The 11,015-nt window shown below is 34.7% G+C and carries 8 protein-coding genes; 7 read left to right on the forward strand and 1 reads right to left on the reverse strand.

Features of this window, described 5'->3' with window-relative positions; genetic code table 11:
- Positions 1-27 precede the first annotated feature (27 nt).
- Positions 28-3,051: an ATP-binding protein gene (locus tag KO509_RS15805; protein ID WP_215974229.1), complete on the forward strand. Its 3,024-nt coding sequence runs from the start codon at positions 28-30 to the stop codon at positions 3,049-3,051.
- A 143-nt stretch (positions 3,052-3,194) separates the two neighbouring features.
- The gene (locus tag KO509_RS15810; RefSeq protein ID WP_215974230.1) at positions 3,195-4,127 is read left to right on the forward strand and encodes a Dyp-type peroxidase; all 933 of its coding nucleotides are present in this window, start codon (positions 3,195-3,197) and stop codon (positions 4,125-4,127) included.
- Positions 4,128-4,158: 31 nt separating this feature from the next.
- Here KO509_RS15810 and KO509_RS15815 read toward each other — a convergent pair whose 3' ends face one another.
- Positions 4,159-5,121: a hypothetical protein gene (locus KO509_RS15815; RefSeq protein ID WP_252727645.1), complete on the reverse strand. Its 963-nt coding sequence runs from the start codon at positions 5,119-5,121 to the stop codon at positions 4,159-4,161.
- A gap of 233 nt (positions 5,122-5,354) precedes the next feature.
- Here KO509_RS15815 and KO509_RS15820 point away from each other — a divergent pair, with 233 nt between their 5' ends.
- From KO509_RS15820 to ftsL, 5 genes are all read left to right on the forward strand, one after another.
- Positions 5,355-7,163 (forward strand): acyl-CoA dehydrogenase C-terminal domain-containing protein, encoded by a 1,809-nt coding sequence (locus KO509_RS15820; RefSeq protein ID WP_215974231.1) that lies wholly within the window; start codon positions 5,355-5,357, stop codon positions 7,161-7,163.
- 490 nt (positions 7,164-7,653) lie between these two features.
- Complete coding sequence (locus KO509_RS15825) at positions 7,654-8,700, forward strand: GGDEF domain-containing protein (RefSeq protein WP_215974232.1); 1,047 nt, start codon at positions 7,654-7,656, stop codon at positions 8,698-8,700.
- 502 nt (positions 8,701-9,202) lie between these two features.
- The gene (gene mraZ / locus KO509_RS15830) at positions 9,203-9,661 is read left to right on the forward strand and encodes a division/cell wall cluster transcriptional repressor MraZ (RefSeq protein ID WP_215974233.1); all 459 of its coding nucleotides are present in this window, start codon (positions 9,203-9,205) and stop codon (positions 9,659-9,661) included.
- A 33-nt stretch (positions 9,662-9,694) separates the two neighbouring features.
- The gene (gene rsmH, locus KO509_RS15835) at positions 9,695-10,645 is read left to right on the forward strand and encodes a 16S rRNA (cytosine(1402)-N(4))-methyltransferase RsmH (protein ID WP_215974234.1); all 951 of its coding nucleotides are present in this window, start codon (positions 9,695-9,697) and stop codon (positions 10,643-10,645) included.
- A gap of 17 nt (positions 10,646-10,662) precedes the next feature.
- Positions 10,663-10,989: a cell division protein FtsL gene (gene ftsL / locus KO509_RS15840; RefSeq protein ID WP_215974235.1), complete on the forward strand. Its 327-nt coding sequence runs from the start codon at positions 10,663-10,665 to the stop codon at positions 10,987-10,989.
- Positions 10,990-11,015: the final 26 nt, after the last annotated feature.

An 11,015-nucleotide genomic window follows, 5' to 3' on the forward strand; every position in this document is an offset into this window, starting at 1 on the left:
TAGTCGTAGTTGTATAATTATTCAATCATGCTCGTACTCATTACTAAACAGTTACATTCAAGAATTATTAGTGCTATAACTGAACAAGGTACTTCCTTTAATTCATCATCTATTTCCTCAAGGCATACTATGTGGCGCATCTTGTTGCTATTTATATTAATATTTACCGTTGCATTAAATGTTCGGGCGCAAAATATCGAAAATGAGTTGGAAGAGATCGGACAGCAAGCTAATAAAGCTATGGCGATCGTTAAACTCAGTCAATTACTTGAAAGTGAAAAACTGAATAAAACCCAGCGTATTAGAATACTTATACAACAAAGCAATGCTTATTTTACCTTGAGTAATTTACAAAAAGCGTTGGAAATAATTCAACAAGCGAAAGCCCTACTTGATGAGAATAGTTTGTCACAACTACAAGCCGATGTTGACAAACTAATGGGCATTATCTTGTATTTTCAAGGTGAATATGCTCAATCTTTAGTTGCGTATGAAGCAGCGTTAAATTATTTTCAACAGCAAGTTTTCTCAGCAGAAAAAGCAATTAAACAAGCTCACTTATTAAACAATATTGCATTGGTGCAAACGTCTAAAGGGGATTCGCTTGCAGCATTGAAAGCTTATAAAGAAGCTGATGAGTTGTATCAATATTATGGTAGTGAAGTTGATAAAATCGATGTTCGCTATAACCTTGCTGTACTTTATTTAAGTCTGCGTCGTTATGATATTGCTATTAACATGTTTGAAGAGGTAATTAGCAAGAGGGAGGTTTTAAATGATGAACACGGCATTGCTAAAGCTTCCGCTGGTATTGGGGTTTCTTATAAACAATCAGGCCAATATCAGAAGGCCGAGAGCTATGTAATGAAAGCATTAACATACTTTCGAAACAATGATTACCATATTGATGCTGCTTCACAATTTCATAATTTAGCAGAAATAAACTATGAACTGTCTAATCTAGATAAAGCTTCAGAATATGCTAACTTAGGTGTGGAATTAAGTAAAAAAATAGGTCATCAAATGACCTATGGAGGTAGCTTACACACTTTAGCGAAAATTTATTTTTATCAAGGTGATATTGAACGCTCTCATATGTATTTAGATCTATCGAATGCGGTCGCAAAAAAAATGGGTTTCCAACAGCTAATTAATGGTAATTTAGGATTAAGTGCGTTGCTTTATGCTGCAGATGGAGAGACAGCAAAAGCATTAATGACTCAATTAGCTTACCAAAAGGAACGTTTAAAGTTATCAAACGAAACACTTAATGAGCAAATAGCACAATTTGAATCTGTACAACTTAGCCAACAAGTAAAAAGTCTGCAGCAAAGTAAGAAGCTACAGGAGTTAGAGTCTACTAAGGCAGATCAACAGCGCGAATTTATTATACTTATCTTCGCTTTTTTATTAACGGTATTGTTTTTGATATATCGACGCTATTTGGAAAGAAGGTTAACCAAAAAACTAGAAAATAGAGTAAAACAACGTACTGAAGCGTTAGAGTTTCTAACAAAAGAATTACAAGATGCCAGTATGGTTAAAAGCCAATTTTTAGCCAATATGAGTCATGAGATTCGAACACCACTTACCGCGGTTCTAGGACAAGCAGAAGCGATTATTCATGGCGATTTCGATAATGAAGATTTGCTCCATGAAGTTGAAGTTATTCATAATAATAGCTTACATCTACTACAACTAATTAATGATATTTTAGATTTAAGTAAAATAGAAGCGAATAAATTTGAACTCGAGAATAGACGTCAAGATTTACATACAATCGTAGATAAATTAAATGATATGTTTACTGAGCAAGCGCAACGTAAAAATTTATCATTTACAGTAAGCCATCATCTACCAACTCCCTTTATTATCGATATCGATGGTTTACGGTTAAAACAGATTTTGATAAATCTATGCTCTAATGCTATTAAATTTACCAAAGAAGGCTGGGTTTCGTTAGATATTGCCATTATAGATAAAACATTACTATTTACTGTCACCGATACAGGAATAGGAATGAATAAAAAGCAAATGGCAAAAATGTTTAATATATTCACCCAAGGTGATAATAGTATTAGCCGACGTTTTTCTGGCTCAGGATTAGGGCTATTTTTATCTGATCAACTAGCAAAAGTAATGTCAGGAAAAATAACGGTTACTAGTCAATTGAATCAAGGCAGTACTTTTGTTCTCAAATTACCTTTTGGCGAGGTGTATTCTGTTTTAGATGGTGTTGAGAATAATGAACAAGCACTCGGTATTCGTGTTAACAAAAAGCAGTATACCGGTAAAATATTACTGGCAGATGATCATGATGATAACCGCCGTTTAATTGCTCGTTTACTCACTAACTTAGGTCTAGAGGTGCTTGAAGCATCTAATGGAATAGAGGCAGTCGAGTTATGTAATGAGCATAAACCAATAATAACGTTATTAGATATCCAAATGCCTAGAATGGATGGCATACAAGCATTAGAAGCGTTGCGAGAGAAGGGCTGTGATCGCCCTATTTATGCATTAACCGCTAATGCTATGGCACATGAAATTGCACAATACCTAGCGTTAGGTTTTGCTGGGCATCTTAAAAAACCTATTGAACGAGAGGTTTTTATTGCCACTATTGCTCAGCATTATCCTGAGAAGGCTAGTATTGACAACAACAATGTTGAAAAAGGTAACATCGGATCCGCGAATTTTGAAGCTAATGTATTACTTGAACAAAAAGTAGATGACATAGATATATCGGATATTACTAAGTCATTTATAAATAATTTATCGCAAGATAAGCAAGAATTGATAGATTATCGTCATAATAATGAATATAAAGCGTTAGCTAAATTAGCACATAAAATTTCAGGTGCGGCACAAATGTTTGGTTTTATAGAAATATCACAAAGTGCTATGGAACTTGAAAGTGCTATTAAGAAACAAAAATTAGAGATTGTTGACGACTTGACTCATTGCTTAATTGATGAAATAAATCTTGTTCTAAGCAATTCTCATAAAGATAAAGATAAAGATAAAGATAAAGATAAAGATAAAGATTAATTTACCTAATTTTAATAGACTGTAAGTCAGTTATAAAACTGTATTTTATTTATAGTTTTAACAGCTCTATAGATACTCGCATTTTGATTGGATTTAGGTATATACTCTTCTAATAAAACATAAAATTACTATCAGGATTTCAAATGGCTAGAGAACAATTTGGTGTTTGTGCAGAGCCAAACTTACATGGCAGTTATTTACTTTTTAATGTGTTAGATAATAGAAATGCATTTATTCGGACTGCTTTGTCTCGCTTACCTGAATTATTTGATGATTATGCAGATCAATTTTCAGAAGCTAATTTAACGGGTGTTGTTGCTATAGGTGCAAATTATTGGGACGAATTCTACCCGCAAGCACGTCCTGCACTGTTGAAAGCGTTTCCTTCAATGGATAATGATGACAGAGTCGCCCCTAGTAATAATGTTGATATTTATATCGAAATCCGTAGTGATCGCTCTGATGTTAATCATATTGTTTGCTCTAAAGTGTGTCAGCTACTTGCTGATAGTGTTGAGCTAATTGAACAAGTTCAGGCTTTTCGTTTCTTAGATGGTCGAGATTTAACCGGCTTTGTTGATGGCACTGAAAACCCTCAAGGTATGCACCGTAGAAATGTTGCGTTAGTGCAAGAATCTGATGACGCTAATTTTGCAAGCGGTAGTTATTTACACATTCAGCGTTACAAGCATAATTTAACACTCTGGAGTTCGTTGAAAAATGAAGAACAGGAGGATGTTTATGGGCGTACGAAAGTAGATAATATTGAGTATGAAAGTGATAAAAAACCATTAACAGCTCATACTAAGCGCACTAGCTTAAAAGATGAAAATGGTAAAAGTATTGAAATTTTAAGACAAAGTATGCCTTACGGTGATGTAAAGGAACAAGGGCTATTCTTTGTCTCTTATTGTCATTCACCTGAACCATTTGAGAAAATGTTAAAAAGCATGATTTATGGTGACGGTCATGGCCACGTAGATCATTTACTTAAATATACTCAAGCTGAAACAGGTGCCGCTTTTTTTGCCCCAAGCTTAACTTTTTTAACGGCACTTGGAAATATTTCCGTATAGCTATTTCGTGTAGTGCGTAGCTATTTGGTATTTACGAGTTATTATTGTCAGAATAAAAAACCTCAGCAACATAGCGCCCTTGATCGATAGCTAATTCAGACTCAGGGGCTATTTTACCAAGTTTGTAAAGTGCAGGGCCTGTTGGTTCGGCTAATAGATAAGTAATTCCTTGGTGTATTAAGGTTGTATCCCCAGCTTTAGCGGGAACAGCAATTCCCATGAAAGCATGTTTATCAATATAAACCATTACCATCTCAACGTTTGGCATCAAGGTACGCAATATAGTGGCAGTTAATGTTACTTTACTATCACAATCCCCCTGATTCTCCCATAATAATTTAGCTGGTGAATTAAAGCCTGATCCTGAAGATGTAACACGTGATTCCAACGTAGAATAAGGAATAGACTGTACGAATCCAAGCACGTAATCTGTTACTTTTCTAATGGTTTTTGCAGTAATCTTATCCAATATGATCGGTTTTAAGTGCTTGAAATCTACGAGTGAATCATTAGCAACATCGGCATGATTTATTTTTATTCCTGTTTCGCCATCATGTGTGTTGAATAATTGATAATAATTTTCTTGGAGGTATTGTTTAGTTGCTTCCTGTTTTATTGCTTTTACTTTTTTGTAGGCAAGTGCAATTTGTTGATCTTCTTGCCCTTTAATTTGCACTATCGTTTCGCCATCTTTCTGTAAGAAAAAAGCTTGAGCTGCATTTAACGGCTCTTCATCTAACTGTTTTTTTAATCTATGCATAATCGTTTTGTGGGCGAATTCACTTTGATACGGTTTTAGGTCGCGAAAGTGCTCAAATAATGCAGATTTAGTTAAAGCAAAACTGATCGATTGCTGTTGGTTACTATGATCAAGCCATTGATAGTTGAAATTATAATAATTCTTGTCGGCAGACTTAGAAAAGCTTACTTGCTTCGCATCAACAAAACTGGCGCAGCATAAAAAGAGATAAAATGTAATTTTGAAGGGGTTCACAGCAATTCCTAGTAAATTTTCTATACTTTACTCAGTAGTCATTATTTAACACTAACCTAAGAGAAGTAAAACACCAAATTTAGTGTAGTAATTTATCGTGAAACTTTACTTTAATCATTATTAATGTAGAATTAAAACACTTGTTTGAATTGGTCGTTTGATTTAGTACTCTTCTTATTGAAATAGCACTAATGAAATTAATTATTAAATTTAAGAAATTTTAAGGGGTTGTTGTGGCTGAATATAAAGTTCCATTAAAAGACATGAGCTTTTTGCTTTATGAAGTATTTCAAGCGGATAAAATGTGGCAGAAATTACCTAAGTTAGCGGAGCAAGTTGACAAAGATACAGCCGAAGCAATTTTACAAGAATGCGCCAAAATCGCTGAGCAAGAAATTGCGCCTATCGCTCGAGAAGGTGATGAAACTGGAGTGAGCTTTAAGGAAGGCGTTGTCACTACAGCGCCAGGATATAAAGAGGCTTTTAACACTTATGCTGACGGTGGTTGGACAGCACTTGGTGGTGATGTAAATTATGGCGGTATGGGCATGCCAAAAATGCTAACTGCTTTACATGAAGAAATGCTTTGTAGTGCAGATATTTCGTTTGCACTTTATCCTGTATTGACTGCTGGTGCCGCACTTTCGTTAGCAAAACACGGCAGTGAAGAATTAAAAGAACGTTACCTTACTCGTATGTATTCAGGTGAATGGTCAGCTTCAATGTGTTTAACTGAATCTCACGCAGGTTCAGATTTAGGCATTATACGCACTAAAGCGATACCGCAAGAAGATGGTAGCTATAAAGTTACTGGTAATAAAATCTTTATCACTGGTGGTGAGCATGACCTTACTGAAAATATTGTTCACCTAGTATTAGCAAAACTACCTGATGCGCCTGCTGGTCCTCGTGGTATTTCATTATTCTTAGTACCTAAATTTCATGTTAATGATGACGAAACTTTAGGGGCGCGTAATAATGTTAGTTGTGGCTCTATTGAACACAAGATGGGGATTCATGCTTCTGCAACTTGTGTTATGAATTTTGATGACGCTAAAGGTTATTTAGTGGGTGAATTGAATAAAGGGCTAGCTTGTATGTTCACCATGATGAATTTCGAGCGTATTGGCGTTGGTATTCAAGGGTTAGGTGCAGCAGTACGTTCATATCAAAACGCACTAGAGTATGCAAAAGATAGATTACAAGGGCGTTCGCTTGATAGTAAAGTTAATGGCGTTAAAAATCCTAACCAAGAAGCTGATTCTATTATGGTTCATGGTGATGTTCGCCGTATGCTCTTGAACATGAAAGCACTTAATGAAGGCTCTAGAGCGCTTTCAAGTTATATCTCTATGCAATTAGATTATGCTACCTATGGTGAAGGTGAAGAACAAGTTAAGGGTGAAACATTAGCGGCATTAATGACACCTGTTGCCAAAGCCTTTTTTACTGATTTAGGTTTTGAAAACACTGTTGCTGGGCAGCAAGTTTTTGGTGGACATGGCTTTATTCGTGAGTGGGGGCAAGAGCAACTAGTACGCGATGCACGTATTACACAAATATACGAAGGAACAAATGGTATTCAAGCAATGGATTTATTAGTACGTAAAATAGCTACCTCTAAAGGTGCTATGTTAAATGTATTCATTGATGAAGTGACCACTTATATTGAAGCCATTAAAAATAATGCAGCCATGGGGGAGTTTATTACTCCGCTAACATTGGCTGTTGATGATTTAACTGAGCTTACTGATGATTTATTAACTAAATCACAAGCTAATATTAATGAACTTGGTGCATCAGCGAACGATTATTTACATGTTTTTGGTTATACTGCAATGGCTTATATATGGGCTAGAATGGCTGATGTTTCTTTAGCTCAGCAAGAAAATAATGGTGAAAGTGGTAGTGATTTCTATCAAAGTAAGTTGCATACAGCACGCTATTACTTTTCACGTATACTTCCTCGTCGTATTTCATTAATTGCTTCGGCTAAATCAGGTTGTGATTGCTTATTTAATATTGATGATGAATTGTTTTAATTACTTCACTATATAAACCACAATTGACGTATGTAGACCCCGCCTTAGTGCGGGGTTTTTTATATCGTATCCCATAACTCATTCATAGTCTTTTACAAAGTTTACTTTACCGTTTGGTATATAAAAAGGTATCATTTCGCTATAATATTTTGACTTAATGTCTAATATTAACTTGAAAAACAGTAAATTAACTGCTTTTATTAATATAGTTAAACTTATTATTAACAGAGTTTTGTTAATAATTACAATAATAATGTCTTGGTTTAATTCTTGGTGAAGGAAGCCAATATTAGTTTTTTTATACCGATATTAAAGCAAGGTTATTTAAGAGTTCCACTCTACCATTTGTAAAATAAATGAATTCAACTCGAAAAAATTAACAGATATTTAATCTTTTTCGTGCTGGTGTTCATCGTTTATTTTACATTGGTTAAAACAACAGATGAAAAATAGTTGCCGTGCCGTAAAGTGTTGTAACAAGAGAAGTTATATGCTGAATAATTTAGATCAAAATTTACAATATAGACGTAGTGTTATGCGTGTAATGTTACTGTTAGTAATGGTAGGCGGGGCAACGTTCTCTGTTATTAATTTTTATCGTGGACTCTGGTCGTTAGCAATATTAGAAATGATATTTGCATTTTTTTCTTTTTTTTTATGGCGTAAAATTTTATATATTTCTAATTTTCAACGGTGGGTTAGTATTTTCTTGTTACCGTTTTTTACTACTATGGTTTATGCCATGTATGTACCAAACACATCGGTATCTATTTTTGTTTGGATAATCGCTATTCCCATGATTTCATATCTTATGATGGGACGTGTACAAGGTTTCTGGGTTTCAATATTCTTTATTGTTAGTGGTGTTTCTGTTTATCACTATCGTTTTATAGAAGGCAACTCAGTGATAGATATTGCTGATTCATTGAATATAATTCTTGGCGCTTGTTTGATGATCTCTCTAGCTCACGTATATGAAGTGAATAGAGAAAAAAATGAAGAACGTTTGCTTGAGTTAGCAAGTACAGACACATTAACGGGTTTAGCAAACCGTATGAAGTTAAAAGAAAATTTTACCTTATATGCCGAATATGCCAAACGCCATAAATCTTCCTTAGCCGTTGCTATTTTTGATTTAGATTATTTCAAAAAAATTAACGATGAACATGGTCATCACGTTGGGGATGCAACTTTATGCTATATCGCTAACTTTATTAAAGATAGAGTTAGAAAAACTGATTTATTAGCTAGGTTTGGCGGTGAAGAATTTGTTTTGCTTATTGTTGGCTCTAAAGATCAAGATTGTTACAAGCAGGTAGATTCACTAAGACAACAATTACAGGATACGCCTTTTATTTATGATGAAGTAACGTTAGCTATGACTGTCAGTGCAGGCATTGCTACCTATGGTAATGATGGCTTAAGCTTAGATGATCTATTATTAAAAGCGGATCGACGTCTATATTTAGCTAAAGATAATGGTCGAAACTGTGTAGTTGATGGTAGTAAGGAAAGCGAAATAAAAAATCATAATTAACATATTTATTAACTTATCGGTGTTAATTATGAGCTTGATCTATGGACTTCAATTGCTGACTATAACTTCATTTAATAATTAACTTACACGTATTTATTCAATAATACTGATACTTATTTTAGATCTAATTTAATTAAGCTTTACTGGTGTTGTTAATTTAATCATCAAAGTAAAGTCTTGTTACATAAATTATAAACCTCAGTTTACTCATAAAAATCTTTTGATGATCATTTTTTATAACTTTTTGGGATGAAAGATCCACAAAAACCCACAAATTCATCCACTTCCTAAATATCTTTATCTAGGCCTTAATTTTACTAGTGTTTTGACCCGTGTTCCTATCTTGGTTTTCACTATTATTCACTTGACATAACTTTACTTTAGTCACTAAACTGTATCATTGTGGTAAAAAGTGGGTAATTGTGGATCATGGCAGCTACCTTATAAATAAACGAGTAAATTATCAGCGAATAACTTTAGTCAATAAGGCAAGTATTCAACTATGTTCAGAGGCGCTAGCGCAATTACGCTTGATAGCAAAAATAGAATCACAATACCAACACGGTATCGTGAGGAATTGTTTGCCGATTGCCAAGGGAAAATGGTGTGCACTGTTGATATTCAACATGCGTGCCTATTGCTGTATCCCTTACCTGAATGGGAAGAAATTGAATTAAAGTTGTGTAATTTATCAAGCATGAATCAGCAAGAGCGTTTATTGCAGCAAGTTTTGTTAGGTAATGCGACAGATTGTGATATGGATAAAAATGGTCGTTTATTACTTAATGGGCCATTAAAAAAGCATGCAGGTTTAGAGAAATCAGTAATGTTGGTTGGGCAATTGAAAAAGTTTGAAATTTGGAGCGAGTCAGCATGGCAAGCACAATTACAGCAAGGTATAGATAAAATTCAATCAGGTGAAATTGAACTGACTGATCGTTTGTTAGATTTATCTTTATAAAATAATTAAATTAATAAGGTTATAAAAAACAACATGGAATTAGATAAAGCACATATTTCTGTTTTATTGACAGAAGCGATTGATGGCTTAGACATTGATCCTAATGGTTGCTATATCGACTGTACTTTTGGTCGTGGCGGCCATTCGTCTTTGATTTTATCTAAATTATCTACCAATGGTCGATTGATTGCGATTGATCGTGATCCTAGTGCAATCGCTGCAGCAGAAAAGTTTAGCAGTGATGAGCGTTTTCATATTGAACATCAAGGTTTTGCTAATCTCGCTGAAATAGCTGAACAGCATGAATTAACCGGTAAAGTTAATGGGATTTTACTGGATTTAGGTGTTTCTTCCCCACAACTTGATGAGGCTGAACGAGGTTTCAGCTTTATGAAAGATGGTCCGTTAGATATGCGAATGGATACTTCGCGTGGGCAAACAGCAGCAGAATGGTTAGCTGTTGCTGATGTTGAAGATATTACTTGGGTACTTAGAACGTTTGGTGAAGAAAAACATGCATGGCGTATTGCAAATGCGATTGTTGATGCTCGTGAAGAAACACCTTTCACACGCACTAGTGAGTTAGCTAAATTAATCAAAACCACCGCGCCACAAAGAGAAATTAAAAAACATCCAGCTACACGTAGCTTTCAAGCTATTCGAATGTATATCAATAGTGAGTTGGAGCAAATAGAAAAAGCCTTAGCAGCTTCTTTATCGGTTTTGGCCGAAGATGGTCGTCTAGTCGTAATAAGTTTTCATTCGTTAGAAGATCGACTAGTAAAACAATTTATGAAAAAGCACTCTCAGGGTAAGAAAGTTCCTCGAGGTATGCCAATTAAAGAAGAAGAATTAAATAAAGGCAAAAAACTTGAATTGATTGGTCGCAAATTAAAACCAAGTAAAAGTGAAGTGGAAGAAAATGTTCGTTCACGTAGTTCAGTATTACGTATTGCTAAACGTTTATCCCACTCAGTTGACTAATTTTGGTAAATGAACACGTGGCGCTCAAAAAAACAACATCAAGCCAGGTACTAGTACTGGATATTTGGCAAGATATTGTAGAGCATTTTATCACTTATATTTTATTGTTATTAGTGGTGGTGTCAGCATTTTCAGTTGTTTATTACACACATATGAATAGGCATAAAACGAGTGAATTAGAGCAGTTATATACACAACGAGATGAATTAGATATTGAATGGCGTAATTTATTGTTAGAGCAAAATAGTTTGGCAGAGCACAGCGCCATAGAAAGTAGAGCGAATAAAATGTTAAACATGAAGCGAGCTGATGCCGATTCAGAAATAATTGTCACCTTAAAATAATCCTTTATCGGTTGGGCTTTAGTCCG

Origin of the sequence: Colwellia sp. C2M11 (genome assembly GCF_018860915.1) — a bacterium.
Classification (GTDB): Bacteria; Pseudomonadota; Gammaproteobacteria; order Enterobacterales; family Alteromonadaceae; genus Colwellia.

Coding starts and splice junctions, on each gene's coding strand:
- KO509_RS15805 (WP_215974229.1), top strand. CDS start 28: ATGCTCGTACTCATTACTAAACAGTTACATTCAAGAATTATTAGTGCT.
- KO509_RS15810 (WP_215974230.1), top strand. CDS start 3,195: ATGGCTAGAGAACAATTTGGTGTTTGTGCAGAGCCAAACTTACATGGC.
- KO509_RS15825 (WP_215974232.1), top strand. CDS start 7,654: ATGCTGAATAATTTAGATCAAAATTTACAATATAGACGTAGTGTTATG.
- mraZ (WP_215974233.1), top strand. CDS start 9,203: ATGTTCAGAGGCGCTAGCGCAATTACGCTTGATAGCAAAAATAGAATC.
- rsmH (WP_215974234.1), top strand. CDS start 9,695: ATGGAATTAGATAAAGCACATATTTCTGTTTTATTGACAGAAGCGATT.